Annotated in this window: 19 protein-coding genes; 8 read left to right on the top strand and 11 right to left on the bottom strand. The window is 72.3% G+C overall.

Annotation, left to right across the window (positions count from 1 at the left end; genetic code table 11):
• The first annotated feature begins 232 nt into the window (after positions 1 to 232).
• Positions 233 to 2,125: an ABC transporter ATP-binding protein gene (locus tag AB0L71_RS09320; RefSeq protein ID WP_365240369.1), complete on the top strand. Its 1,893-nt coding sequence runs from the start codon at positions 233 to 235 to the stop codon at positions 2,123 to 2,125.
• A gap of 206 nt (positions 2,126 to 2,331) precedes the next feature.
• Here AB0L71_RS09320 and AB0L71_RS09315 read toward each other — a convergent pair whose 3' ends face one another.
• Positions 2,332 to 2,754, bottom strand: a complete 423-nt coding sequence (locus tag AB0L71_RS09315) for a PPOX class F420-dependent oxidoreductase (RefSeq protein ID WP_365240029.1) — start codon at positions 2,752 to 2,754, stop codon at positions 2,332 to 2,334.
• A gap of 269 nt (positions 2,755 to 3,023) precedes the next feature.
• The gene (locus AB0L71_RS09310; protein WP_365240028.1) at positions 3,024 to 3,602 is read right to left on the bottom strand and encodes a DNA starvation/stationary phase protection protein; all 579 of its coding nucleotides are present in this window, start codon (positions 3,600 to 3,602) and stop codon (positions 3,024 to 3,026) included.
• Positions 3,603 to 4,016: 414 nt separating this feature from the next.
• Here AB0L71_RS09310 and AB0L71_RS09305 point away from each other — a divergent pair, with 414 nt between their 5' ends.
• The 3 genes from AB0L71_RS09305 to AB0L71_RS09295 are packed head-to-tail and all read left to right on the top strand — an operon-like array spanning position 4,017 to position 7,518.
• The gene (locus AB0L71_RS09305; RefSeq protein WP_365240026.1) at positions 4,017 to 5,234 is read left to right on the top strand and encodes a lycopene cyclase family protein; all 1,218 of its coding nucleotides are present in this window, start codon (positions 4,017 to 4,019) and stop codon (positions 5,232 to 5,234) included.
• Positions 5,231 to 5,959, top strand: coding sequence for a methyltransferase domain-containing protein (locus AB0L71_RS09300; RefSeq protein WP_365240024.1), 729 nt, complete (start codon positions 5,231 to 5,233; stop codon positions 5,957 to 5,959). The genes AB0L71_RS09305 and AB0L71_RS09300 overlap by 4 nt, the downstream gene beginning before the upstream one ends.
• Positions 5,956 to 7,518, top strand: a complete 1,563-nt coding sequence (locus AB0L71_RS09295; protein ID WP_365240022.1) for an FAD-dependent oxidoreductase — start codon at positions 5,956 to 5,958, stop codon at positions 7,516 to 7,518. Before AB0L71_RS09300 ends, AB0L71_RS09295 begins: the two co-directional genes overlap by 4 nt.
• Before the next feature lie 35 nt (positions 7,519 to 7,553).
• On the opposite strand, the gene AB0L71_RS09290 is transcribed toward AB0L71_RS09295, so the two are convergent.
• The 7 genes from AB0L71_RS09290 to AB0L71_RS09260 form a co-directional block, all read right to left on the bottom strand.
• Positions 7,554 to 8,564, bottom strand: coding sequence for a DUF5914 domain-containing protein (locus tag AB0L71_RS09290; RefSeq protein WP_365240020.1), 1,011 nt, complete (start codon positions 8,562 to 8,564; stop codon positions 7,554 to 7,556).
• A complete protein-coding gene (locus AB0L71_RS09285; protein ID WP_365240018.1) occupies positions 8,561 to 9,547 on the bottom strand; it encodes a phytoene/squalene synthase family protein in 987 nt (328 codons plus the stop codon). Before AB0L71_RS09285 ends, AB0L71_RS09290 begins: the two co-directional genes overlap by 4 nt.
• The gene (gene crtI, locus AB0L71_RS09280) at positions 9,534 to 11,072 is read right to left on the bottom strand and encodes a phytoene desaturase family protein (RefSeq protein ID WP_365240016.1); all 1,539 of its coding nucleotides are present in this window, start codon (positions 11,070 to 11,072) and stop codon (positions 9,534 to 9,536) included. The genes AB0L71_RS09285 and crtI overlap by 14 nt, the downstream gene beginning before the upstream one ends.
• Positions 11,069 to 12,232, bottom strand: a complete 1,164-nt coding sequence (locus tag AB0L71_RS09275) for a polyprenyl synthetase family protein (RefSeq protein ID WP_365240014.1) — start codon at positions 12,230 to 12,232, stop codon at positions 11,069 to 11,071. The genes crtI and AB0L71_RS09275 overlap by 4 nt, the downstream gene beginning before the upstream one ends.
• A 328-nt stretch (positions 12,233 to 12,560) precedes the next feature.
• The gene (locus AB0L71_RS09270) at positions 12,561 to 14,405 is read right to left on the bottom strand and encodes a thiamine pyrophosphate-binding protein (RefSeq protein WP_365240012.1); all 1,845 of its coding nucleotides are present in this window, start codon (positions 14,403 to 14,405) and stop codon (positions 12,561 to 12,563) included.
• On the bottom strand, positions 14,402 to 16,510 hold the full coding sequence (locus AB0L71_RS09265) for an FAD-dependent oxidoreductase (protein ID WP_365240010.1): 2,109 nt from the start codon (positions 16,508 to 16,510) through the stop codon (positions 14,402 to 14,404). The genes AB0L71_RS09270 and AB0L71_RS09265 overlap by 4 nt, the downstream gene beginning before the upstream one ends.
• Before the next feature lie 16 nt (positions 16,511 to 16,526).
• Positions 16,527 to 18,017 (bottom strand): Dyp-type peroxidase, encoded by a 1,491-nt coding sequence (locus tag AB0L71_RS09260; protein ID WP_365240007.1) that lies wholly within the window; start codon positions 18,015 to 18,017, stop codon positions 16,527 to 16,529.
• A gap of 818 nt (positions 18,018 to 18,835) precedes the next feature.
• Here AB0L71_RS09260 and AB0L71_RS09255 point away from each other — a divergent pair.
• Complete coding sequence (locus AB0L71_RS09255) at positions 18,836 to 20,341, top strand: aldehyde dehydrogenase family protein (RefSeq protein ID WP_365240005.1); 1,506 nt, start codon at positions 18,836 to 18,838, stop codon at positions 20,339 to 20,341.
• Between the two features lie 231 nt (positions 20,342 to 20,572).
• On the opposite strand, the gene AB0L71_RS09250 is transcribed toward AB0L71_RS09255, so the two are convergent.
• Together AB0L71_RS09250 and AB0L71_RS09245 are read right to left on the bottom strand one after the other, a co-directional pair.
• Positions 20,573 to 22,405, bottom strand: a complete 1,833-nt coding sequence (locus AB0L71_RS09250) for an AMP-dependent synthetase/ligase (RefSeq protein WP_365240003.1) — start codon at positions 22,403 to 22,405, stop codon at positions 20,573 to 20,575.
• 173 nt (positions 22,406 to 22,578) lie between these two features.
• Positions 22,579 to 23,604: an LLM class F420-dependent oxidoreductase gene (locus AB0L71_RS09245; RefSeq protein ID WP_365240001.1), complete on the bottom strand. Its 1,026-nt coding sequence runs from the start codon at positions 23,602 to 23,604 to the stop codon at positions 22,579 to 22,581.
• A gap of 306 nt (positions 23,605 to 23,910) precedes the next feature.
• Between AB0L71_RS09245 and AB0L71_RS09240 the strand changes: the two genes are divergently transcribed.
• The 3 genes from AB0L71_RS09240 to AB0L71_RS09230 all read left to right on the top strand — a co-directional run bounded on the left by AB0L71_RS09240 (position 23,911) and on the right by AB0L71_RS09230 (position 26,325).
• Positions 23,911 to 24,648 carry a TetR/AcrR family transcriptional regulator gene (locus tag AB0L71_RS09240; protein ID WP_365239999.1) on the top strand — a complete coding sequence of 246 codons (738 nt, stop codon included), beginning with the start codon at positions 23,911 to 23,913 and terminating at the stop codon, positions 24,646 to 24,648.
• A 79-nt stretch (positions 24,649 to 24,727) separates the two neighbouring features.
• Positions 24,728 to 25,237 (top strand): DUF4334 domain-containing protein, encoded by a 510-nt coding sequence (locus tag AB0L71_RS09235; protein ID WP_365239997.1) that lies wholly within the window; start codon positions 24,728 to 24,730, stop codon positions 25,235 to 25,237.
• Entirely contained in the window at positions 25,234 to 26,325 is a 1,092-nt protein-coding gene (locus AB0L71_RS09230) for an NAD(P)-dependent alcohol dehydrogenase (protein ID WP_365239995.1), read from the top strand. Before AB0L71_RS09235 ends, AB0L71_RS09230 begins: the two co-directional genes overlap by 4 nt.
• Positions 26,326 to 26,456: the final 131 nt, after the last annotated feature.

The following is a 26,456-nucleotide window of genomic DNA, read 5'->3' as shown; positions in this document are numbered from 1 at the left end:
CCCCTGCCCCCTTGCAGCAGCCCCCTGGAATCGAACGGCGGCCCGGCGGGATCACCCACCACGTTGACGGCAGCCTCAGCTCAGCACGTCCGGATCCGAGGTGGGCGGCATGAGTGAACCGACCGAGGCAGCGGCCGGCCATGTTCCGGGTCCGCGCACCACCCCAACAGCGTCCCCGTCCGCGCCGCCCGCACCCGGCGGCACCTCGCCCGCCCCCGCTTCCGAGGCGCAGATGCGGTACGTCGATCTGACCGGCAGCCGCGAGGCGGCCGGCCGCTCGATTCGGATGCGCGACATGGCCCGACGCCTGCCGCAACTGGTGCGCCGCTCGCTGGCTCTCGCCTGGCGCGTCGACCGGCGAGCGACCGTGGGCCTCCTGCTGTGCCAAGCCGCCACCGGCGTATTGCAGGCCCTGGGCCTGGTCGCCATCGCGGGCACCCTGACCGCCCTGCTGCGCAGCGGAGACGTCTACCACCGGCTCCTTCAGGCGTGGCCCTCCGTAGCCCTGCTTGCCGGCGCCGCCGGTGTGCGCGCGCTCCTCGGAATCACCGTCAACTGGCTGTCCTCCCGGCTGGGCCCGCTGATGTCGCGCGAAGCGGAGCAGATGCTTCTCACCGGCTGCGCCGAGGTCGAGCTGTGCGCCTACGACGACCCCGACTTCAACCGCGACCGGGAAGCCGCCGATCGCGGCGCCCAGGTCACCGGCGACCTGATCGACGAGGGCCAGGACCTGATCGCCTCGGGCGCCAGCTTCCTCGCCGGGGCGATCGTGCTGGCCGGCGTGCACTGGGTCCTTCTCCCGCTCCTCGTCGCGGCGAGCCTCCCACAGGCCCTGGCTCAGGTCAGCGCCGCTCGGGTGCGCTACCTGGCGAACCTTCGCAGCAACGGCGACAACCGGATGTTGTCGGTGCTGCGCTGGCACATCTACACCAAGGAAGCCGCCGACCAGATCCGGGCCGGCACCATGAGCGCCTTCCTGTCCGGCCGCTACCGTCAGACGGTCGCCCGGATCAACCACGAGGACCGCGCCGCAGCCGACAAGGGCGCCCGGATGTCCATGGTCGGCGCGCTGTGCGGTGGTCTGGGGTCCGCGGTGGTGTGGGCGGCGGTCGTGTGGCTGCTGGCTACCAGCCGCATCAGCGTCGGGCACGCCGGGACGGCCGTGTTCGCTCTGCAGACGGCCGGGCAATCGGTGCGCGGTCTGGTGTCCGTCGGGGCGCGTGCCGTACGCACCGGCCTGTACATGGACGACTGGACCGGCTTCCTGGACAAGGCCGGCGGCTTCCGTATGCGCCGAGGTCCGCACCGCCCTGATCCGCCGAGGACGATCGAGGTCAAGGCGGTCACCCACCGGTACGCCGGCAAGGATCGCGACGCGCTGACCGACGTATCGCTCACCCTGCGCCGCGGCGAGGTCACCGCCCTGGTCGGCTTCAACGGCTCGGGCAAGTCGACGCTGTCGAAGCTGGTCAGCGGCCTGTATCTGCCCACGGAGGGGCACGTGCTGTGGGACGGCGTCCCCACCGGCGACGCCGACCCGCACGCACTGTGGCAACAGGTCGCCCTCGTGCCGCAGGACTACGCGCACTGGCCACTGACCGTGCGTGAGAACGTGACCCAGGGACAGCCCACAGCACGCGGGGACGCGGCGGTCCGTGAGGCGTGCGCGGCAGCCGGCGCCGACGAAGTCGTCGACAAGCTCGGCGCCGGCCTCGATACCCTCCTGGCCCGCGAGTGGCTCAACGGGGAGGAACTCAGCGGCGGCCAGTGGCAGCGCATCGCCCTCGCCCGGGCGTTCTTCCGTGAGGCGGGTCTGCTGGTTCTCGACGAGCCGACCGCGAATCTTGATCCCCGCGCCGAGTACTCCCTCTTCCAGCGCCTGCGGGACCTCGCCCGGGACCTGGCGGTACTGCTGGTGACCCACCGCATCACCAATGTCGCCATCGCCGACCGCGTCGTGGTTCTCGACGAAGGCAGGATCGTCCAGGACGGCACCTACGCACAGCTCGCCCAACAACCGGGCCTGTTCCAGCAGTTGCTGTCCTACCAGATCACGGCAGAGCCGGACGGCGAAAAGAAACGAGACACACGCATGAGCCGCCGGCGCCACGGCACGCCTCGCTGAAAGATCCGCGGCGAAGTCCTGCACGCTCCCTCTTCCGGCTCCGGGAAGCCGTCGGCACACGAAGGCCGCCGCACGGACGTACGTACGGCGGCCGGGCCGGCCACACCGCTGCGGGACGGACCGGGCCGGGCCCGGATGCCGTTCTGTCCCGCGGGTCGCGCTGCGGGGCCGGTGGGTCCGCGGGTGCGGGACCGTGTGGCTGTACGTCAGGGCGACGCCTGGTCGCTGTCCTTCATCGCGCCCCAACCGTGCCACCGGTCGACCTCGATCCACGCACTCACCCGGGCCCGTTCTCGGTCCGGATACGGGTGGCCGGTGTAGTGGACCGAGAGGCGGTCGATGTCCGCCAGGCCCTTGTCGTCGTGCATCTCGGTGACGCGCCCGATGAGGGTGACATGGGTGTACCAGTTCTTTCCGTCGAACACCGTGAGCGTGACGCGTGGATCGTTGCGCAGGTGCTTCAGCCGGACTCGGCCCTCGTCCATGTTGATCAGCACCCGGCCGTCGTCCCACAGGTACCAGGTGGGCGTGGAGACGGGCGAGCCGTCGGCACGGACCGTGGCGATGACGCACGGGTTGGGGCGCTGCAGCAGCTCCACGGCCTGGGGAGGCAGAGGCGGCTTGGACATGTGAACTCCTCGGATCGAACGACGGGCCGGACCCCGTTCCGGTGGGTCCCGCCCGGAGGGCGTGGCCCTGGTGCGCGAGGATCCGGAGCAGGCCTCACGGAAGGATCCTCCCCCGACCGGACGCGCGCACGCCGGTCCTGTCCCGGGGCGTGTCGACCTGCTTCACCGTCCGCGGGAGCCGGCCCGGCCGCTCTTCCGCCGCCAGGGCCTGACACCCGGTCAGGCGGACAGGTGGATGCGGGAGGGGCGGCGTGTCTGCCGTTCCGCCGTCAGGGCTGGTTGCGGGCCTGGTCGGCGGCCTGGCCCGCCGCGGCGACCTCGGTCGCGGCGTTCTGGGTGCTGAGCGCGCCGCCGCTGGACTCGAGGTGGGCGCGGACGAACCACTGGAAGAGCTCCAGACCGCGGAGCTGCTCGATCAGGATGTCCTGGGTGACGGGGTCCGACGTATCAGTGGCCTGCATCGCCTCACGGTGGTCCTTGATGACCGAGTCGTAGACGAGGTCGAGGGCACCGAGGTGCTCGATGGACTCGGCCCGGCCGATGGAGTAGTCGTCCCAGCTGCGGTCCCGTACCAGCGCGCCGGGAGTGCCGTTCGGTTCGCCGCCGAGGGTGGAGATCCGCTCGGCCACGTCGTCGGCCATGGCGCGGACCTGGTTGACCTGGGTGTCGATCATCTCGTGCACGGCGATGAAGTGCGGACCGACGACGTTCCAGTGCACGTGCTTGAGGGTGAGGGAAAGGTCGTTGAGGGAGTGCAGACGCATCTGCAGCAACGAGATGATCTGCCTGCTGTCCTCCATGCTCATTCCGGGCACGGTGTAGGAAACCTTCGAGCGTTGTGATGCCATGGCAACTGCTCCTCGCACGGTGTAGGGCTGGAGCCCCACACATACAGCGCTCCCGGGACCTCGCGATCCGGCCGCGCGCGCACCGGGGGTGTTTCACCGGTGCGGACGCATCCTGGGCGGTTGCCGACGGGTGGCGGACCGGTGACGCCGCCGGGTCCGCCACCCGCGTCACACGATGAGGCGACGGCCGTGGAGGCTCCTGGCCCCGGCGCCCGGTACGTGATCGTCTGGCAGCCCGTCAGCCGCACGAGGACGAAGCCGAGGTGCCCGGATGACGAAGCAACAGGGCCCACCACCGCCCGGGCCGGCCGCACCCGCACCGGCGGCCGGCCCCCGGGCGCGGGCGGGGCGAGGCGCTGGCGGGCGGTGTCAGGATGCGGTCGGCGCGCGGGCCCTGACACCGGAGCGGCGGCGGTGAGCCGCCCGGACCCGGCCGGCGCGGGGTTGGATGACGTCGTCGTCGTGGGCGGTGGCGCGGCCGGACTCTGTCTGGCCCACCGGCTCACCAGGACCGGTACCACCGCCGTGACCGTGGTCGAGGCCCCCGACGGACCGCTCCGGCCCGCCGAGCGCACCTGGTGCTACTGGGAGGCGGGCCCGGGAGAGTTCGAGGGCGCCGTGGCGGCCTCCTGGACGCGTCTGCGGGTGCGGGGTGGCGACGGCACCGTCGTCGAGGCGGACCCGGCCCCGTTGCGCTACCGCATGATCCGTTCGGGCCGCTTCGAACAGCTCGTCCACTCCCGGCTGGCGGCCTGCCCCACGGCCCGCCTCCTGCGGGCCACCGCCCACGAGGTGCGCGACGCGCCCGGCGGGGCCGAAGTGCGCTGCACGACACCCGGCGGGGAGTCGCTCACCCTCCGCGGCCGACTCGTCTTCGACTCACGGCCGCCGCACGCCCCACCCCCGTACCGCACGCTGCTGCTCCAGCACTTCCGCGGCTGGTTCCTGCGTACCTCCGCTGCCCGCTTCGATCCCGGCGTGGCGGACCTCATGGACTTCCGGGTCCCGCAGCCGCACCACGGACTGGCCTTCGGCTACGTCCTGCCGCTCGCGCCGGACCGGGCACTCGTGGAGTACACCGAGTTCTCCCGCGCCCCCCTGACGACGTCAGCCTACGACGCGGCTCTGCGGCACTACGCCGAGGACGTCCTGGGACTCGGTCCGTTCACCGTGGACTCCGTCGAGCAGGGGGTCATCCCCATGACCGACGCGCGTTTCCCCCGGCGCACCGGCGCCGCCTCCTTCCTCATCGGCGCCGCCGGCGGCGCCACCCGGCCGGCGACCGGCTACACCTTCGCCGCCGTGCAGCGCCAGAGCAGGGCCGTGGCCGCGGCACTGCGGAGCGGTCGCACGGCCGTGCCGCCGCCGCACAGGCGCAGGCACCTGGCCATGGACGCCGTCCTGTTGCGCGCGCTGGACACCGGCCGGGTGGACGGACCGCGTCTTCTCACCGATCTGTTCCGCCGTGTGCCGATGGAGCGGATGCTGCGCTTCCTGGACGGCGGGAGCACCCCCTGGGAGGACTTCGGCATCGGCCTGCGCACGCCCGTGGGACCGATGCTCCGCACCGCGGCCGAACTGCCGTTCCTTCCCCGCCGGGCCGCCGGCCGACCCGAGGAGAGCCCCCGATGACCCTGCTCCGCGACCACGATCTGGTCCGCGCCTTCGACGACGCGTCGCACTCCTACGACCGTCTCACCGCGCTGAACCCCGGGTACCGCACCGACCTGTTCCGCTCCGCCCGCCGCCTCCGGCTTCCCGACGGGGGACGGGGCCTGAGGATCCTCGACCTCGGCTGCGGTACGGGGACGTCGACGAGGGCACTGCTGCGGGCCGCCCCGTACGCCCGGATCACGGCCGCCGACGCCTCCGCCGGGATGCTGGCACGGGCCCGTGCCAAGCGGTGGCCGCCGACCGTACGGTTCGTGCACCGGCCCGCGGAGGAACTCACCGTCGACGACGGACCCTACGACGCGGTCTTCGCCGCCTATCTGTTCCGCAACGTCACCCGCCCCGGCGCGGTCCTCGAAACGGTGCGCAACCTGCTCGTCCCGGGCGGCCGTCTCCTCGTTCACGAGTACACCCTCAGCGGGTCTCCGCTGCACCGGGCCGTGTGGCAGGCGGTCTGCCGGGGAGTGGTGCTGCCGGCGGGCACCCTGACCGGTGACCGCGAGCTCTACCACCATCTGTGGCGCAGCGTCCTCGCGTTCGACACCGCACCCGCCTTCGCCGAACGGCTCGGCAGGGCCGGCTTCACCTGCGTGCGGACCCTCCCCGTCGCCGGCTGGCAGACCGGCATCGTCCACTCGTTCCTCGCCCGAAGAGGATCCGGTCCCGCCGGGACGGAGGCCGCATGAGCCGGCCCCGGCGCCCCGGTCCACACCGTCACGGACGAGACCGCCGGGCCGAGGTCCTCCTGCCGCCCCCGGGGCGCGAGCGGTTCACCGGCGACGCGCCCTCCACCGCGGTCGTCGGCGGCGGCATCGCGGGGCTTGCCGCGGCGACCGTACTGGCCGAACGCGGCGTCCAGGTCACGCTGTACGAACGCGAGGACACCCTGGGCGGGCGCGTCGCCGGGTGGCCCGTCCGGCTCGCCGACGGTTCCCCGGCGACCATGAGCCGGGGCTTCCACGCCTTCTTCCGCCAGTACTACAACCTGCGGGGCCTGTTGCGCCGGGCGGACCCCGGCCTCACGGCGCTCACCGGGCTGCCGGACTACCCGCTCCACCACCGCGACGGCATGTCCGACAGTTTCGCCCGGGTGCCCAGGACCCCGCCGTTCAGCGCGCTCGGATTCGTCGCGCTCAGCCCCACGTTCGGCCTGCGGGACCTCGCGGCGATCGACCCGCGGGCCGCCCTGCCGCTGCTGGACGTACGCGTGCCCGAGGTGTACGAACGCTTCGACCGTGTCAGCGCCGAGGACTTCCTGCGGCGGATCAACTTCCCCGAAGCGGCACGCCATCTGGCCTTCGAGGTGTTCTCCCGCAGCTTCTTCGCCGACCCGTGCGAACTGTCCGCGGCCGAACTCCTGCTGATGTTCCACATCTACTTCCTCGGCTCGTCCGAGGGGCTGCTCTTCGACGTACCGTGCGAGCCGTTCCCCCAGGCGCTGTGGCAGCCGCTCGGTGCGTACCTGCGCAGGCTCGGCACGAAGGTGCGCACCGGCACAGCGGTCCACCGGCTGCGTCCGCACCCGGACGGAACGGTCACCGTGGAGGCCGAGGACCGGGACGCCGGCCGGTACCAGGCCGTCGTCCTGGCCCTGGACACGGGTGGGCTGCGCCAGGTCGTGGCGGCCTCGGGGCAACTGGGCGCCCCGTCCTGGCGCGAGGACATCGCCGCGCTGCGCACCGCGCCCCCGTTCCTCGTCTCCCGCCTCTGGCTCGACCGCCCCGTACGGGCCGGCCGCCCCGGCTTCCTCGGGACCAGCGGATACGACGGCCTCGACAACATCAGCGTCCTCGACCGCTGGGAGGGCGAGGCGTCCCGCTGGGCGGCGCGAACGGGCGGGAGCGTCGTCGAACTGCACGCGTACGCCGTCGACGCGAACGCCGAACGGAAGGAGGTCCAGCGGCGCGTCCTGCGGCAGCTCCACGAGATCTACCCCGAGACCGCCGACGCCAGGACCGTGGACGTGCGCCACGAGTGGCGCGCGGACTGCCCGGTGTTCCCGGTCGGCGGCCACCACCGCCGGCCCGCCGTGCGCACCCCCCACCCGCAGGTCGTCCTGGCGGGCGACCTGGTCCGCACCGGGCTGCCGGTCGCCCTCATGGAACGCGCGGCGACGTCCGGCTTCCTGGCCGCCAACGCCCTCCTCGCCGACTGGAACGTGCGCGGCCAGATCCTCTGGACCGTCCCCCGGTCCGGCCGCTCCCGGCTCCTGGGTGCCCTCGCGCGCCGCGCGTCGAGGTACTGACGGGGCTGTCCGGGAACGCCCGGACCCGGACCGCCTCAGCCCGGGAAACGCCCGGTCCGCCGCAGCGACCACCGGCGCTCCGCGTACGCCAGGTCGTCCCGCCAGAGCCGACCCGCAGCCCGGTGCATCAGGGTCCGCAGGGCCGGGGCCGCGGTCCGTGCCAGCGCGAACCCCCGGCGGTCCGAGGACGCCACGACCGCCTCGACCACCGCCGTCCGTGGGTGTGTGTCCCCCGGGGCGGTGAGCGGCGTGGCGTGGGTCTCCACCACCGACCCGGCACCCTCGCCGTCCACGATGCGCATGACGACCGTACGGGGTTCGGGAGCGGTGAACACCGCCCGTACCGGCACCACCAGCCTGCCCGCGACCTTGAACGCGACCTCGACGGCGAACGCGTCGTCCCCCTGGCCCGGCGTCCCGCCACTCTCCGGTACGCCGGTCACCCTGAGCCCGGCGAACGCGTACGGGTGGAACCAGGAACCGTGCCAGGGATCCAGCCGGTTGGCGACCACGTCCTCCGGTTCGCACCGGCCCACCGTCGTGAACACCGCGTCCACCGCGCTCCCGGCGTCCGGCCGCACCGGCACGACCGGGCGCGCGAGCGGGGCCTCGCCGCCCGCCGCGTCCACCCGCACCCACACCAGCACCCCGTCGTCATGCACCGGATACGGCTCCCACCCGGCCCGCCGCCCGCCGTCCAGGGCCAGCCCGTGCCAGTGGCACAGCAGCGTTCCGCACACCACCCGTCCGTGCCGCAGCGGCGCACCGAGGTGGGGGCAGGCCCCCGGTCCGGCCCGCAGTGAACCGTCCCCGGCCCGCCACAGGACGACCTCCTCCCCCGCGACCGTGCGTCCGTGGGGCCGGCCCGCGGCACCGAACGACCGCGAGGCCCCGACGACGTACCAGTTGCCCGAGGGGCGGGCCGCGGACCGCTCCAGCGCACCGGCGATCAGGGAGGGCCGGGCCTCGCGCCAGGTCGGAGGCTGGCGCTCCCAGTCGGGCGCGCGCCGCAGCCGCAACGGAGAGGTCCAGCGCCGCCCGCTCACCGCCCGGGCCTCTTTGCCTCCGCGCCCACGGGGGTGGCCGACCTCGGGGGCGCGGACCGCAGCCGCGCCCCGGCGGCCCCGGCGAACCCCGCCAGCGCGACGGCCATCCGGCGCCGGACCGGGACCACGGCTCGCCGGTGCAGCACGGCGTAGCCGTCGGCGGCGATCGCGTCCAGGATCCCGCCGTACAGGGTGAACGCCGCACGGATACAGGGCCGCGCCCGTGGTTCCAGCATCGCGATGCCGGGCTCCGCCTCCCGGTACACGGCCCGGGTCATCGCCTCGGCCTCCACGAGGGCGGCACGGATACGGTGGTCGCCGCGCCCGGTCCGGCGGCTCCACTCCAGCAGCGGCCGCTCCACCCCGTGGGCGGCGAGCAGGTCGGCCGGCAGGTAGACACGGCCCCGGTCCAGGTCCTCGCCCACGTCCCGCAGGAAGTTGGTCAGCTGGAAGGCCACCCCGAGCGCCGCCGCGTGACCGGCCGCCTCCTCCCGGGCGGTGACCGTCCCCAGCACCGGCAGCATCTGCAGGCCGATCACCGCGGCCGAACCGTGCATGTAGGCGCGCAGGTCCGCGTAGGTCGGATAGTCCGTCACGTGCAGGTCGCTGCGCATCGATCCCAGGAAGTCCGCGAACAGGCCGTGGTCGATGGCGTACCGGTCCGCTGTGTCCGCCACCGCCCGCACCACCGGCTCGCTGCCGCCACCGGTCCGCAGCCCGTACGCCAGGTCGCTCTCCAGTCGGCGCAGCCGGCTGTCCCGCTCGGCGTGGGGCACCCGGTGGTCCAGGCCGTCCACGATGTCGTCCGCCCACCGGGCGAACCCGTACAGCGCGTGCACGGCACAGCGGCGTTCCACCGGCAGCAGCCGGGTGGCCAGGAAGTACGTCCGGCCGTGCCGCGCGTTGAGCCGGCGGCAGGCGGTGTACGCGGCGCGGAGGGCGGGGTCCCGGACCCCGGCCGCGTCCAGTTCACGACGGCTCATCGGTGGCCCTTCGACGTTCCGGCCAGGGGGGCGGGGTGTGCCGGCTGCCGGTGAGCCGGGCCGCCGCGAGCTTGCCGCTGATGAGGACCGTCGGGACCCCCACGCCGGGCGTGGTGCCGCACCCGGCGAGTACGACATTCTCGGCACCGCGTACGAGGTTGCGGGGCCGGAAGGGACCGGTCTGCGCGAACGTGTGCGACACGGAGAACGGGGAGCCCGCCGCATGCCCCTGAGCCGTCCAGTCCGCCGGGGTGACCAGCACCTCCCGTTCGAGCGAGGCCCCGAAGCCGTCCAGACCGCGGCGCTCCAGCTCCGCCAGCAGGCTGTCCCGGTACCGCGGCCCCAGACCGTCCCGCCAGCTGTCGGCGGACGGGCCGGTGGCGGTGTTCGGGCAGGGGGCCAGGACGTAGTGCAGGTGTCTGCCGTCCGGCGCGAGCGACGGGTCGTGCGTGGTCGGCCGGGTGATCAGCAGAGAGGGATCGCTCATCAGCTCTCCGGTGCGGGTGAGTTCCTCGAAGGTGCGCTCCCACGCCGTACCGAAGGACAGCGTGTGATGCGCCAGCTGCGGCCAGGTTCGGTCCGTCCCGGCGTGCAGGACCACGGCCGAAGGGGAGTGCCGCAACGGCACCGGGCGCCGGGGCGCCCGGCCCAGCAGCCGGTGGACGACGGGCAGATCGGGTGTCAGGACGACCGCGTCGCAGACGATCCGCTCGCCGGAGGCCAGCCGTACGGCCCGCACCCGCCCCGCCGGGCGCTCCAGCGCGTTCACCTCCGCCGACCAGCACAGCCGCGCCCCCGCCCCGGCGGCCGCGTCCGCCATCGCCCGGGGCAGCGCGTGCATGCCGCCCTTCGGGAACCAGACGCCGGCGACCGTGTCCATGTACGCGATCACGGCGTATGCGGCGAGCGCGCGGGCGGGCGCCACACCCGCGTACAGCGACTGGAAGGAGAACACCCGGCGCAGCCGCGGGTCCGAGACGAACGAGCCGATCCGGGGTCCCAGCCGGCCGAAGCCGCCCAGCGCGGCCAGCCGTGCCAGGTCCGGGGTCAGGAGCTGGAGGGGCGAGTCGAAGTTGGTGTCGATGAAACGACGCATCTGCGCCCGGTACACCCGCTCCAGCCAGCGGCGCAGCCGGCGGTACCCCGCGGCCTCCGCGCCCCCGGCGAAGCGCCGTACCTCGTCCTCCATCGCGTCACCGTCGGTGTGGACGTCCAGTCGGCTGCCGTCGGCGAAGAGCGCCCGGTACGCAGGGTGCAACGGGATCAGGTCGACGCGTCGGTACAGACTGTCGCCGACGGCCGCGAACGCCTCGTCGGCCAGGTGAGGCATCGTCAGGACCGTGGGACCGGTGTCCAGCCGGTAGCCGTCGACCTCCAGTCGCCCGGCCCGGCCCCCGGGCCCCGCCTCCCGTTCGAGGACCGTCACACGTCGGCCCGCGCCCAGCAGATGCAGTGCGGCGGCCAGCCCGGCCAGCCCGGCGCCGACCACCACCACATGGTCCGTGGGACCGGGCACCGTCCTCACGCGCCCTCCCCCTCGTGCCCGGCGGGCACCGCACCCACGGCCCGCGCCACCGTCCGGGCGAACTCCTGCCGTGCGCGGGCGTCCGCACCGGCGGCGGCGAACTGCCGCAGACTCGACGTGGCGAGCGACGCGATCTTCTCCTCCACCGCCGCACGTGCGCCGGTGCGTTCGAGGGCGGCCCGCATCCGGTCCGGCGCCGCCGCGTCCGCGGGGAACCGGCCCGGGGCGAGGGCGGCCAGTGCGTCGGCGTCGCCCGCATCGGTGGCGCGCCGGACGGCCACCGCCAGGAGATAGGTGAGCCTGCGCCCGCGCAGGTCCTCGTCCGCGGGCTTGCCCGTCGCGGCCGGATCCCCGAACGCGCCGAGCAGATCGTCCCGCAGCTGGAACGCCAGTCCCGCGGACAGCCCCGCGGCCCGCAAGGCGTCCGCGGTCCGGGCATCGGCACCGGCCGCGACCGCCCCCAGGGCGAGCGGCCGGCCCACGGTGTACAGGGCGCTCTTCAGCGCCGCGACGGTCATCGCCTCGTCCGGGTCCGAGGATCCGGTCGCCTGCGCCCGCAGATCCAGGTACTGGCCGGCCGCCACCTCTCCGCGCAGGGCCTGCCATTCCCGCAGCAGCCGAGAACCGTACGGCGAGGCTTGCGCGGTCTCGGCGAGCAGGTCGTCGGCCCACGCCAGCGCCAGGTCCCCGGCGAGCACGGCGGCAGAGGCGGAGTACGAGGCGGCCGACCCCCGCATGTCCGCCGCCCGGTGCAGCCCGGCGAACTCGGTGTGCACGGCGGGCGCACCCCGGCGCACCGCGGAGTCGTCCATCACGTCGTCGTGCATCAGGGCGCACGCCTGGAGCAGTTCCAGCGCCGCCCCGACCCGCAGGGACGTGTCCAGGCCGTCCTTGCCGCCCGCCGCCAGCCACCCGCACCACGTGAACGAGGCGCGCAGCCGCTTGCCGCCCCGCAGCACGAACCTCGCCACCCGGCCGGCCAGCTCTTCGGCGAACACCGCGTCCACCCGGCGGGCCTCCTCCAGCAGGACACCCAGACGAGCTGTCAGGACGGCCTCGGCCGCCCCGGCCGCCCCGGCCGCCGCGGCCGCCGTGTCCGGGGCCTCGTGGGCACCGGGCAGGCCCTCGGCGTCTTCCCGCTTCGCCCCTGGGCCGTACATGGAAAATCCCTCTCGTTCCGGCTGCGTCGCGCCCCGCGCCCGCACCCACCGGCCTCTCCTCGGACGACAGGACACCGGATACGGCGGGGCCTGCCCGGCCCACAGGGCGGCGGCCCCGGCGGGGTTCACTCCAACGTGCGGACCTGGAGCGGCGGATGGCCCCGAGGGCGACTGAGAGGCGTAAGGCCGTCTCACCGACCGCCCTGCTTGCCGCACTCGCGGCATTCGTGCGCGAGGAGGAACGCAGGACACCCCACGCACCCCTCGCTGCCTCCACAGCGCGCACCGGCCCCGGTCCGAGGCCCGGGGCCGGTGCGCCGTGGGGCGGCTATGTGCACTTCTCGTCGATGTTGTACTGGAGCGCCCGCGGATAGTCGTGCCGGCTGAGCCGGACCCGGGCCAGGATCGGGGCGTGGTTGATGTCGTTGCCCGGATCGGCGATGTCGCGCAGCAGCGATTCCAGCTCGGTGTGGGTGGTGAGCTCCCTCCCGTGCATCCGGTCCTTCTCCGAGCCGAAGACCTCGGCCAGCTTCTCGTACTGCCAGGGGTGCAGCACGTTGTAGAAGTCGGCCCCGTCGGACGGCTTCTCCTTGTAGTAGCAGGGGCTGACCAGCATCTGCTCGATGCCGTAGAAGCCCTCGTTGTCCAGGACGAAGACCACCGGCCGCAGGTGGTGGCGCACCTGCGTGGACAGCTCCTGGCAGATCTCCTGGAACGAGCCGTCCCCGACGAACACCAGCGGCCGCTTGAGCGGCTGCTGGCGGGCCAGCGCCACCCCGGTGGCCGCGCCGACCGAGTAGCCGATGGACAGCCAGCTGTTCTGGGCCACGAAACCGGCCCGTTCCGCCATCCGCAGGTTCATCGAGCCCAGCAGTGCGAACGCCGCGTCCGAGACCACCGTGAACGGCGAGGTGGCCTCCGGGCCTTCGCCGTCCGCCTGGCCGCACAGGAAGTCGTTCATGTGCTGGAAGAACCCGTCGTACGTGAGCTCCTCGGGGTAGTCCGTGCTGCTCAGCCCGGTCAGGAAGGCGCTCGTGCTCGCCGGGACCTTCCGGTCCCTGGCGTGTGCCCGGGCGAAGAGGTCGGTCTCGAACGCCCGCTTGCCGAAGGCGCGGCCCAGCGCGTCCCGCAGCGCCGGGACGAACCGCGCCAGCTGGACGTCCGGGAAGTACTGCGCGCCGACGCTGACGCCCTCGCGGGCGGCGACGATCCAGTCGTCTCCGATCGACTTCTCGCCCGCGAGGTTCTTCGACGTCGACCAGGTGCCCAGGCCGATCCGGCACCCGGCGGCCTTGAACGCCTCGCGCACCTCCGGCAGGCTCGCCTTGCCGTTGTAGACGCCCATGAAGCCCGGGGTGTACTCGGATACCACGGACTTCGCACCGACGGTGGTGCAGAACGGGATGCCGGTCAGCTCCACCAGCGAGACCAGCTCCCGCTCCAGCCGGTTCCGCTCGAGCTCCTCACCCGCCCACAGCACCGGCGTGCCGAGCCGTTCGACCAGCTCCACCGAGGCCTCCACCGCCTTGGCGAGCATCTGCTCGTTCCTCTTGGTGAACGGCCGTTCCTGGCGCCGGAGTTCGCCCTGAGGAGCGGCGCACGGGGCATTCCAGAGGTCGTCCATCACCTCCAGGTAGACGGGCCTGCGCTCGGTCAGGGCGGCAGTGATCGCGCTGTCGATCTGCGAGGGCGCGAGCCCGGGGTTGGAGATCACCTGTGCGTCCACCGTGACCTGCCGGTAGACCTCCAGATTGCTCTCCCTGCGCTGACTCATGTGCGAGGTGAGCAGGCCGACCGCCTGGTAGTTGAGCCACTGCTCGTACGGCGGCGCCGCGTTGATCGCGATCACCGGCACGTACTCGACGTACGCGCCGCCGATCGGGTTGAGCATGCTGAACGCGCCCACGCCGTAGGTGACCGCGACCGCGGCGACGCCCTGCTCGCCCTTGGCGAGGTCCGCGTCGGCGGCCCGCACCCGGGCGTAGGCGTCGGCGGCGTAGCCGCCACCGATCTCGGTCGGGGTGCCGACCCAGCGCACCTCGGTGGTGTCGTGCATGATCGTCAGGAACGGGCCGAGGTGGTCGCCCGGCACCCCGAACAGGTGCCGGATGCCCAACTGCTCCAGTCTGGTGGCCAGGTAACGGGCCACCGTCCATTCGTTGTTGCCGCTCACTTGCTGAACACCTCCGCTTTGCGTGCGTGACCGGTCCGCACCTCGGCCCGGATCTCGGGTTCGGCGCGGGGCGGTGGCGCGGGCGCCTCGTGCACGGCGATCGCCGCGCGCACGGCGGTCTCCACCGCGCCCTCGATCCAGGCGTGCTTCAGCGAGACATGCTCGCCGGCGAAGTGCACCGGGCCCTCAGGTTTGACCACGTCGAGGTGGAAGCTGGTCATCTGGTGCGGGGTGTACACCGCGGCCTCGCCGAAGGCGTACGGATCGCGCAGCCAGCTCTGGGTCTGGCCGTAGCCGGTGTAGAACACCTCGATCCGCCGGCCGTGCACCGACTGGAGGTTGCGCAGCGCGTACACATACCGCTCGGCGTCGGCCATCGAGTCCCAGCGCGCCGCGTCGTCCGACCAGCTGTAGCTGGCCAGCACCACGCCGCCGTCGCTCTCGGGCACCGGGTGCGAGGGGTAGTACAGGAAGCGGTTCGGGTTGTCGGTGGTCGAACCGCCGCCGAAGCAGTGGGTGGCGGGACGCACACTCGAGCCGCGCAGCGGGGTGTGCCGGAAGACCTCCAACTGCTCCTGGCTGATCCGGCTCGCGTCCACGCTCCGGTGGGCACCGAGCAGCACCCTCGGTGGTTTGGGCGGCGGCCGGTGCCCGTTGGGCGCGGCCGCCCTGGCCGCCTCGGTGTCCTCCTCGCCGGCCCCCTGGTAGTAGTCGTACAGGCCGGGCTCGATGGATTCGAGCTCCTCCTTCCAGTCCGCCTCGGTGAATTCCCACCACCGGCGGGAGAACTCCAGCAGAACCTTGGTGGCCTGGTCGTAGTGCGTCTCGATGATCGCCCGGCGCTTCTTGTACGAGTACGGGGGCGAGACCTGGACGAACCGCAGTGCGGAGAACGGGACGGTGACGATCGCGAAGTCGCCCTCCCAGAGCGTGGGTTCAGCCTCCGGGTCGCCCTCGGGCACGGTGTGGACGACGACCCGCGGCCCGCCCGGTCCGACGTTCTGTCCGTCCCCGCCGTCGCGGCGCGGGTCCCAGTACTCCATCCGGATCATCCGCTCGCCCATGGCGAGTTCGTCCCGTAGCTCCTCGGCCAGAGTGTGGGGCAGCCGCCAACTGCCGCCGTCGATCTCCCAGTAGGTGGCGTCCGGGTTGATGTCGCTGCGGCCCAGGAAGGTGTGGAAGAAGGACAGGTGCAGCCGCGAGGTCATGTTCTCGATGGTGCCGATCGCCTCGATGGCCTCGTCGCTGAAGCCCGCGTACTCGCGCAGGAAACGGCCCATCGAGTAGCCGTCGAAGTCCTGGATCACCCGGGCCCAGCCGTCCAGCCACTCGGCGAACGGCTTGCGCACCCGCTTGCCGTCTTCTGCGATGTCCGAGTAGTAGTCGCGGACCGGCTCCAGCGCCTGGTTGACCATCTCGGCGGCGGTGATCCGCGCTTCGTCGCCGGTGAGGTGGAAGCCTTCGTTGACGCCGCTCGGGTCGGCGGCGTACTCGCTGCGGCGGGCCTGGATCCGGTTGGTACGGATCCAGCTGTTGAAGCGCTTGTCCGGTTCACGGAAGTGCGGGCTGTCCTCGCCGTACTTCCAGACCTTGCCGTCCTCGAAGGACTCGTAGACCACCGGCGGGACGGGCGGGTTCTGGTTTCCGGTGTCGGGATCGACATCGACGTTGTAGAACAGCTTCCGTTTCAGGCCGAGGCTGTCGACCAGGGCCAGGGTGAGGGGATGGAAGCTGGGCAGCCGCATCGCCCCGGCCTCCCCGTACTGCGCCGGGTCGTGGAACGGGCCGTCCTGATCGCCGGTGGAGCGGAAGGTCTTGATCCGTCCGCCGACCCGGTTGGCGTTGGCCTCCAGGACGGTGACGTGGTGCCCGGCGTCCTTGAGCAGCTTCCCGGCAACCAGACCGGCGATCCCGGCGCCGACGATCAGCACGTCCTTGGGCTCGTCGGTCTCCGGGATGCCTTCCTTGATCAGGACGTCGAGGTAGCGCAGTTTCAGGTCCTTGTCGTCCGGACTGACCAGCAGCAGCTCGCGTGCCAGCTGCCGGGAGGTCTCCTGGAGGGCGCGGTCGTGGGCCGTTCCCTCGCGGGTGGGGCTTTTGTTCATGGCTTCTCCTCGCCGTTCAGGAGCCGGCTGACTTGTGGGGGAGGTCCTGGCCCTCGGCGAGCAGCCGCAGCGTGCTGATCGAGGGGGTGAAGGCGTAGAGCGCGCCCGTGGTGTGGACGAAGCGCTTCATGTCGACCGTGCCGAGGGTGCCGTCCGCGAGCTCGATCGAGGCCTTGCCGGCGAGGCCGGTGACCTTGTCGAACCCGTTGGGGGCCTCCTGGCCGGACTGGCTCTCCCCGGGGGGGAACGCGTCGTCGTTGGACCAGTGCTGCTGGACCAGTTCGAACTGCTCCTCCAGCGAGGTGCCGTAGCAGACGAACATCAGCCCGCGGTCCTTGCCGTCGTCCCGGCTTCCTTGGAACTCAGGACCGTACGGAATGCCGCGGCGCATCAGGCGGTGGCTCTTCGGCTTCTTGTCGACGATTCCGGCGAAGGCGCGCGGATGGGTGCGGCGGATGTGCGCGGCCCAGGGGGTGTGCCGGCCGATCGGGTCGTCCGCGTAGTCGAAGCCGTTGCGGTCCGAGCCGAGGCCGGTCACGGCGCTGCACGGCGGGGCGAGCGGTGTGCCGTCCTTGGCCCGGCCGACCAGACAGGCGCCGAGCCGGCTGCTGTCCATGTTCCCGGTGAAGTTCTTGACGCCGTCGGCCACGGCCTTGTTCCAGCCGGCGACATCCTGGCGAAGGCGGCGCACGACCTGGAGGGAGCCGTTCTTCATCCAGGCCGGCGCCTTCCGGTCGCCCTGTTCGCTCTTGTAGCCGAAGACGAACTCGCCGGGTTCGATCAGCTCGGCCCCGACATGGTTGTCGCGGAAGCCCTTGTGATCGGCGTCCTCCCGGTGGAAGTCCTTGACGCCTGGCTGGGAGATGCCGTCCTTGTAGCCGAAGTGCTCGTGACCCTTCAGGTCGCCCTTCAGGGTGCGGCCCTCGTCCACGTGGACGCGCGTGATCTGGTGGGTCTGCTCGACCGTGTCGAGGTTCTTCAGCTTCTCCTTCAGCAGCGCCTCGGTGTCCGCGGCGACGATGAGGACCGCGTGCACGACCTTGTTGCCGGTTCCGGCCCCGAACAGCCAGGTCTTGGGGTCGCTCTCGCCGGTGTCCCCGAGGTCCTCGGCCCGTGCGGCCGCGCCGGCACAGAACGATGTGAAGGTGCTGAGGTCCTTCTTGATCTGATCGGGCTTGTTGGCGATCTTCAAGAGGCCCTCGAAGGAGAGGGAGACCCCGCATCGGACGGTGGTGATCGACGGGTCGCGGCCGAAGGCCCGGCGGGCCAGCGAGAACTGCTCGTTGAAGTCCTCCGTCTCGTTGGTCGTCGCGACGGTGTTGAGGATCGCGGAGAGCCAGCCGCGCCCCTTGGCGGCGTCCGGGAAGTGCAGGTAGCGGAAATCCATGAAGTCCTTGTTGAACGCGGCAAGGATGTTGCCCTGGATGTCGGTGGACCCACGCAGCTCCGGCTGGGGCAGCTGCTCGATGGACGGGACGGCGGTGGGACGGGTGGGGGTCGTGGTCACGGTGGGGTTCCTCGCGTGGGGTGGAGGGCGGCGGCGGATTCGTAGAGGGATGACACGATCACCGTCGATCACAAAATGTGATGAATGCAACACTTAAAGTAACTACGTGCAGTCATGAGCCCTGTCAAACGGAGGCCACTCCCGATTCCCGCTTCCCCGAGCACGTCAGGGACGCAGACCGACACCGGGGCCGGGATGGCACGGATCCCAGGGGCGCTCCTCCCATTCAGGAGCGAAGCGGCCGGGCAACCCGAACCGGGTTCGACGCACAGCCGGGGTCGAATCGGTCGGCGACTCCCGGCACTGCCCGGCGAAGGCCGTTCAGCGGGTTTCGAGCGACGCATCCGCGTCCAGCACCCGCCCCGAGCACCTCGCCGGCTGCAGCATCCCCTCTCTCGCGTGCAGAACGTCACACCCTCCCCGCTCCGCGGCGCACGAACTCCGGACTTGCGACCAACCCCGGTGTCTCACATGCGAGTTGACCACATGAACGAGTGCGAGGGAGCAGGTCAGGACACCCTCTTCGCTCCGTTGCGGCCGAGGTATTGACGCTCGTTCAACAAGTAAATAGCTTCTGTACATGCGACCCGTAGGGCGCTCGGCATGGAACCACGAACAGCCGGCCCCACCACGGCCCGGTCAACAGGGGGCCGTGCGGCCTGGAAACTCGGCGCCGTCATGTTCGTCACCTCCGCGACTGTCTGCAGGGGACGTCGACCGTCTTTCTGCGCGACCACGGCGTCTTGCGCAACACCGATGAAACGGACCGCCGTTCCGGAGCGGCCCGCCACCCCGCACGTTCCTCACCAGGAGCCCCGATGACCGACACCACCCCGGACACCCCACCCCGCTCGGCGACGTTCACCACCCACTCCCCCGCGACCGGCACAGCACTCGCCGAGCATCCGGTGGACGGTCCGCAGAGGATTGCCCATGCGGTGGCCCAGGCGCGGAAGGTCCAGGCGGACTGGGCCGCACTGCCCGCGTCCCGGCGCCGTGACCAGCTGCTGCGCTGGAAGCGGGCCCTCGCCTCCGACCTGGACACCGTCGCCCGGACCATCGCGGAGGAGACCGGCAAGCCGCCCGGTGACGCCGCGCTGGAGGTCGTCCTCACCCTGGAGCACCTGGGCTGGGCCGCCCGCAACGCCGAACGCGTGCTGCGCCGGCGGCGGGTGGGCACCGGGGTGTTCACCGTGCACCAGCGGGCCTCACTGGTGCACCGGCCGCTGGGTGTGGTCGGTGTGATCGGGCCGTGGAACTACCCCTGCTACACCCCGATGGGCTCCATCGGATACGCCCTGGCAGCCGGGAACGCCGTGGTCTTCAAGCCGTCCGAGCTGACCCCGGGCACCGGTGTCCTGCTCGCCGAACTGTTCGACGCGGCTGTGCCCGCACACGCCGGGCTGCTCGCCACCGTGACCGGCGCCGCGGCCACCGGAGAGGCCCTGGCCCGCTCCGGGGTCGACAAGTTGGCCTTCACCGGCTCGCCCGGGACGGCCCGCAAGGTGATGGCGGTGTGCGCCGAGACGCTGACGCCCTTCCTCGCCGAGTGCGGCGGGAAGGACGCCGTGATCGTCACCGCGGACGCGGACCTGGACGCCGCCGCCGACGCGATCGTGTGGGGCGCTCTGAGCAACGCCGGACAGACCTGTGCGGGCGTGGAGCGCGTCTATGCCGTGCGCGAGATCCATGAGGCCCTGTGCGAGCGGGTGGTGGCCCGTGCCGGAAAGCTGCGCCCGGGCGCCGAAAGCGGCGCAGCCTACGGGCCCATGACCCTGCCGGGTCAGATCGGGATCGTCGAGCGGCACGTGACGGGAGCGGTGTCGTCGGGCGCACGGGCCCTGCTGGGCGGACCGGAGTCCATCCAGGCTCCGTACGTCACGCCGGTGGTACTGAGCGACGTGCCGGAGAACGCGGCGGCGATGACGGAGGAGACCTTCGGACCGGTCGTCGCGATCAATGCGGTGGCCGACGTGGACGAGGCGGTGTCCCGGGCCAACGACTCGCGGTACTCCCTGGGGGCTGCGGTGTTCTGCCGGAACCGGCGCGCCGGAGCGGCGATCGCGGCACGGCTGCGCGCCGGGGCGGTGTCGGTGAACTCGGTGCTGGGCTTCGCGGCCGTGCCGGCGCTGCCGTTCGGTGGTTCGCAGGACTCCGGCTTCGGGCGCATCCACGGTGAGGAGGGGCTGCGGGCCTTCACCTCCGTGCAGTCGACGACGGTGCAGCGGTTCACCCCGCCGATCGCACTGACCTCCTTCGAGGTACCCGCCGCCGCCCGGGAACGGGCGGTGCGGCTGGCCCGGGCGCTGCACAGGCGACGCTGAACCACCCGGCCGGCGGGGCGTCCAGCGGGGGCCGGGCACCGGGCCGCGAAGGCCCGGGCCCGGTCCTCCGCGAGGCGTCCCGCGCCCCGCTCCGCACAGCGCACGCGGGACGGCCGCCCGCCCGGATCGGGCGGGCGGCCGCTTGCCCCGCGCGGGGAGCGCGGGAGGTTGCGAACGCGGGGAGCGCCAGGACCTTGCGTACGGCGGGGAGCGCACCGGAGTGCGCCCGGCTCAGTCCTGGTAGAGCCTGGACAGGGCGTCGGCGTACTTGTCACGGATGACCCGGCGCCGCATCTTCAGCGAGGGCGTCAGCTCGCCGGTCGCCGGACCCCACTCCTCGGCCAGCAGTTCGTACCGCTTGATCTGCTCGGTGCGGTTGAGCCGGGAGTTGGCGGCGGCCACCGCGCGTTCCACCTCGGCCCGGACGGCGGGGTGCCGCACCAGCCCGGCGACGCCGCCGTCCACCTCGACGCCGTTGGCCGCGGCCCAGGCAGGGGCGGCCTCCGCGTCCAGCACCAGCAGGGCGACGAGGTAGGAGCGCAGGTCGCCGTGCACCAGCGCCTGACCGATCAGCGGGTGCTCCTTGAGCGCGTTCTCCACCAGGGCCGGCGAGACGTTCTTGCCCGTGGAGGTGATGATCATCTCCTTCTTCCGGTCGACGAGCCAGAGATAGCCGTCCTCGTCCGTGCGGCCGATGTCGCCGGTGGCCAGCCAGCCATCGGCGTCCAGGGCGGACCGCACCGATCCGTCCGTCCGGAGGTAGCCGGAGAAGACGGACGCCCCGCGCACCTCGATCTCGCCGTCCTCGGCGAGCCGGACCTCCACCGACTCCACGGGGCGTCCCACCGAACCGATCCGGAAGCCGGTCCGGGGGCTGTTGGTGGTGGCCACGCCGGTGGTCTCGGTCAGCCCCCAGGCATCCATGATCACGACACCGAACCCGGCCCAGAACCTCACGACGTCGACCGGCATGGGCGCCGACGCGCTGGCCGCCCAGGTCACCCGGTCCAGTCCGGCCGGTGCCAGCAGCGGCAGCAACACCTCCTTGCGGGCACGGGCGTAGCGCTCCTCGAGCTCGGCGGGCGGTGTCTCGCCCCGCTCGCGGTACCCGACGTGCTCGCGGGCCACCTCTGACGCCTCGTCGATGACCGCCCGCTGCTCGGGCGGCATCAGGGAGAGGACGGCCCGCACGGCGGCGCAGAGCTTCTCCCAGATCCGCGGCACGCCGAAGAACTGTGCGGGGCGCACCTTGCGCACCACCTGGCCCACGCCCGCGGGGTCGGCGCAGAGGTAGACGTGCGAGGCCCGGTGGCAGGGCAGGTAGATGCCCAGCATCCGCTCGGCGATATGGGCGAAGGGCAGGTAGCAGATGTGCTCGACGTGCGGCGGCAGCTCCACCACGGCGTCCAGTGCAAGGGCGTTGGCCATCACCTGGTGGTGGGTGAGGACGACACCCTTCGGCTCCCCGGTGGTGCCGGAGGTGTAGACGACGGTCAGCGGGTCCTCCGGGCGCGCGGCGTCCAGCTCCTTGGCGAAGTGTTCCGGTACCGGTTCGAGGGACAGCGCGGCGTACGGGAAGTGGCTGCCCTCGGCACCCGCCTCGGCCACCACCAGCCGCTCCAGCGGGGTGTCCGCGTCGGCCAGCAGCGGCTCCCACACCTCGACCTGCGCCGTCCCTTCCACCACGGCGACCCGGGCCCGGCAGTTCCGGGCGATGTGGGTGATCTGCTCGGGGGCGGCGGTGCCGTAGACGCTGACCGGGACGGCGCCGAGGCGGACCAGCGCCAGGTCGGACAGCCAGTGTTCGGGCCGGTTGGCCATCATCAGCAGGACATGGTCGCCGCACCTGACGCCGAGCGCCGCGTAGCCGGCCGCCAGGCTCTCGGTGTGCTCGTGGATCTCGGCCCAGGTGAGGGTCGTCCAGTCGTCCTCGTCGTCCGCCGAACGCCAGGAGAGGCCGGGGAGTTCGGGGTATGCGCGGGCGTTGCGGGCCAGCAGCTGCGGCAGCGTCCGGTCGGCTGGTGCGTCCGGCAGTTCGCCGGTGGTGCGGGGCGCTGAGGTCATCGGGGCTCCTTACGGGTCGGAGGGGAACGTCCGGGGCGGTGGGCGCCCCGGTGTGCGTGCCGGGGGGAGCGCGGTCGGAGTGCGGCGGGCCGCCGTGGGGCCGGCCGGGGAGTCGACGGCCCACGGTGACCGGTCCCTGCTGTGGCCGGAACCGTCCGGGTCCCGTTTCCCTGTCAGAGCCAGTTCCTCACGCGCTCGATCAGCCGGGCGGCATCGGATCCGACCGGGGTGACGTTGAGCATCGTCACGCCCGCCTCACGGAAGACCTCGACGCGGTCGCGGACATAGCCCTCCGGGCCGGCCAGGCAGAGCTGTTCCAGCAGTTCGGCCGGCACGGCGGCCTCCGCATCCTTCTTGCGCCCCGCCAGGTAGTGCTCCTGGATGGTGGCCGCGGCGGCCTCGTAGCCGTAGGCACAGACCAGGTCGTGGTAGAAGTTGCGGCCCGATGCGCCCATGCCGCCGACGTACAGGGCGACGGTGGGACGCATCAGCTCGCGGGCCGTCTCGGCGCCGTCGCCGATGGCGAGCAGACCGCCCGCCACGACCGACAGCGGTCCGAGCGCGGGGTCGCGCTTGGCGGCGCCCTCGGCCAGGGACCTGCCCCACACCTTGGCGGCGTGTTCCGGCGCGTAGAGGAACGGCAGCCAGCCGTCGGCGAGTTCGGCGGTCATCCGGACGTTGGCCGGGCCGAGCGCGGCGACGTACACGGGGATGGTGTCGCGGACCGGATGGTTGAGCAGTTTCAGCGGCTTGCCGCGGGTGCCGCCCTTCTCGGGCGGCAGGGGCAGGTCGGTGATGCCGTGGTGCTCGATCACCTCGCGCCGCCAGATGCGCCGCGACAGCTCGATCACCTCGCGGGTGCGACCCAGCGGGCGGTCGTAGCGGCGGCCGTGCCAGCCCTCGACGACCTGCGGTCCGGAGGCGCCGATCCCGAGGAGGGCGCGGCCGCCGGTGAGGGCATCGAGTCCGGCCGCGGTCTGGGCGATCAGCGCGGGCGTGCGCGAGTAGACGTTCAGGATGGCCGAGCCGATCCGCATCCGTTCGGTCTTCGCGGCCAGATATCCCATGATCGTCGGGGAGTCGAAGCCGTAGGCCTCGGCCACCCAGAGGGCATCGAGTCCCGCGGACTCCAGGGCGGCGGCCCGGTCCGCGGTGGCGCGGGGGTCGGCCGCGTACGTCAGGGGTGAGGACAGTTCCATCAGCCGTGGTCCTTCAGCAGTTCGGGCACGTCCCAGTCGGAGGCCACCTCGGCTGTGTGGGTGCCGGGGACGACGGGCGGTTCGACCGGGACCGTACTGAGCGTTCGCTAGGAACGTACGAGCGTGCAGTCGATCGGTCAACGCTCTTGCTGCAATTAGTTTTTGGCGATACTCATCAGGGAAGTGAGACGAAGCCTGACCCCATTCGCCACGATTCCCTGATCGACCGCTAAGCTCCTGGACGGAGAGCATCCGGACTCACGGCCCTACGATGTCGCCCGTCGACGCACGTCCCGAGGAGAGTCGTTGAGTACCGAGCCCAGCCAGGACACCACGGCCACAGCGCAGCACTGGCGCTCCTACGGGCCGCTCGACCTGCACCCGATCCTGATGCACGCCATGGAGGCCTTCAACGAGCACGGCTACCACGGCACTTCGGTCCGGGACATCGCCGGCCGGGTCGGCGTCACCGTGCCCGCGCTGTACTACCACTTCGAGAACAAGCAGGCCCTGCTCGCCACCCTGCTGGAGACGTCCATCAAGGACGTCCTGGACCGCTGCCGGGCGGCGGCCTCGGAGGCCGGGACCGATCCGCTGGCGAGGTTCTGCTGCATGGTCGAGTCGATCGTGCTCTCCATGGCGCACCGCCGGTCCCTGGCCTTCCTGGACACCGAGATCCGCAGCCTGGAGCCAGAGAACCGGGCCCGATACGTGGCCCTGCGCGACTATCTCCAGCACATGCTGCTGGACACGGTCGAAGCGGGCCGCACCGACGGTGTGTTCACCACGCCGATCCCGGCCGACGCCGTTCGCTCGGTCCTCATCATGTGCCAGGGGGTGGCCAACTGGTTCCGCCCCGACGGCCCGCTCACCGCGGAGGAGGTCGCCGAACGCCATGTCCTGCTGAGTCTCGGCACCGTGGCGCACCCCGGCGCGGTCACCGGCCATGCAATGCCCCCGTCCTCGCGGCGGGCCCCCCTCCGGCGCCCCTCATCCGCGCGGCCCGCCACCCCGCACGGCTCGGCCCCTCACACCTCCCCGTGACACGGGCGGGCCGGGCATCCGTGCTTCTGCCGCGCCCCGAACCACCTCCGCGGTCTTCCCAGCGACGAAAGGAAACCCCATGAACCTGCTCGAAGCCCGCGCCCGCTTCCGGTCGCTCTGCGCCGCGGAGGGCCCTGTGGAGTCCGCCGAACTCGACGACATCTGGGCCGCGTTGGAAACGGTCCGCCCCGAGGAGATCCTCGGCGCGTGGAAGGGAGGCGAGTTCGACACCGGACATCCCCTCAACGGCATGCTGCCGAAGGCGGGTTGGTACGGAAAGACGTTCCACACCCTGCACGACGCGAAGCCGCTGCTCTGCCGGGACGAGACAGGCAAGCTGTACTCCAATGTCGAACTCGGCATGGGTGAGGCCAGCCTGTGGACCGTCGAGTTCCGCGGCGAGTCGACGGCCACGATGATCTACGACGGCCGGCCGGTGCTCGACCACTTCAAGCGGGTCGACGAGACCACCCTCATGGGAATCATGAACGGCAAGGACGTCCCCGCCGAAGGCCCCTTCTACTACTTCTTCCTCGAACGCGCCCCCGAGACCGCCGACGGAACGCCGGAGCCCGGGGACACTGCGTGAGGCGTGCCCGTGCCGCGGTCACCCGGACACCGGGCGCACCGTTCACCGTCCTGGATGTGGAGGTCGAGGACCCACGGCCGCGCGAGGTGCTGGTCAGGATGACCGCGGCCGGGGTGTGCCACACGGACCTGGGGATGCAGGCCACCTGGCCCCGGCAGCTCACCCCCATGGTCTTCGGCCACGAGGGCGCCGGCCGGGTCGAGGCGGTGGGCACGGAGGTGACCGGCGTCGTTCCGGGCGACCACGTCTGTCTGACGTTCGCCAGTTGCGGCGCGTGCCCGCAGTGCGAGGCGGATCATCCGGGGTACTGCCGGGCCGCGCGGTCCCTCAACTTCTCCGGCGGACGCGGCGACGGCACCACCGCACTCCTGCTCGACGGCGCCCCTCTGCACGGCGGCTTCTTCGGACAGTCCAGCTTCGCCACCTACGCCGTCGTCCACGAACGGGGAGTGGTCAAGGTGCCCTCCGACCTGCCGGCCGCGGTCGTCGCGCCGCTGGGTTGCGGAGGGCAGACGGGCGCGGGGACCGTGCTCAACCGGCTGCGCCCCGAACCGGGCACCTCACTCGTGGTCCTCGGGGCCGGCGGGGTCGGGCTGAGTGCGCTGATGGCCGCGGTGGCCGTGGGCTGCGACCCGGTGGTGGCCGTCGACCCGGTCGCCTCCCGGCGGGGCCTGGCCCTCGAACTCGGCGCCAAGGCGGCCCTGGCCCCGGGCGAGGGGCTGGTGGCGGATCTGCGTGACCTCACCGATGGCGGGGCGCACCAGGTCGTCGACACCACGGGCCGCCCGGAGATGCTCCGCCAGGCCGTCGGGGCACTGCGCCCGCGTGGCGAACTCGCCCTCCTCGCCCTCGGCGGTGAGGTGACGTTCGACGTGATGAGCCTGCTCGCCAAGGGGGTTCGGGTCCACGGAGTGATCGAGGGGGACTCCGACCCCGCCCGCTTCATCCCCGAGCTCGTCGGCCTGCACCGGCGCGGGCTCTTCCCGGTGGACCGGCTGATCACCACGTTCTCCTTCGAGGACATCGACGCCGCCGTGGCCGCGATGCGCGACGGCAGCGCGGTCAAGCCGGTCCTCACGTTCGCCTGACCGGGCCCGCCTGGGCGGACGTCGCGGTCAGGTGCGCCGTCCCATGGCCGCTCGCCGTGCGGGCCTGCCTCGTCGGTGCCACCGGCGCACCTGGACGTGATGCCGGATGTGCGTCCCGGGCGATCCGCATG

This window comes from Streptomyces sp. NPDC052052 (assembly GCF_040680455.1).
GTDB lineage: Bacteria > Actinomycetota > Actinomycetes > Streptomycetales > Streptomycetaceae > Streptomyces.
This window is presented reverse-complemented; position numbering and strand designations above follow the sequence as displayed.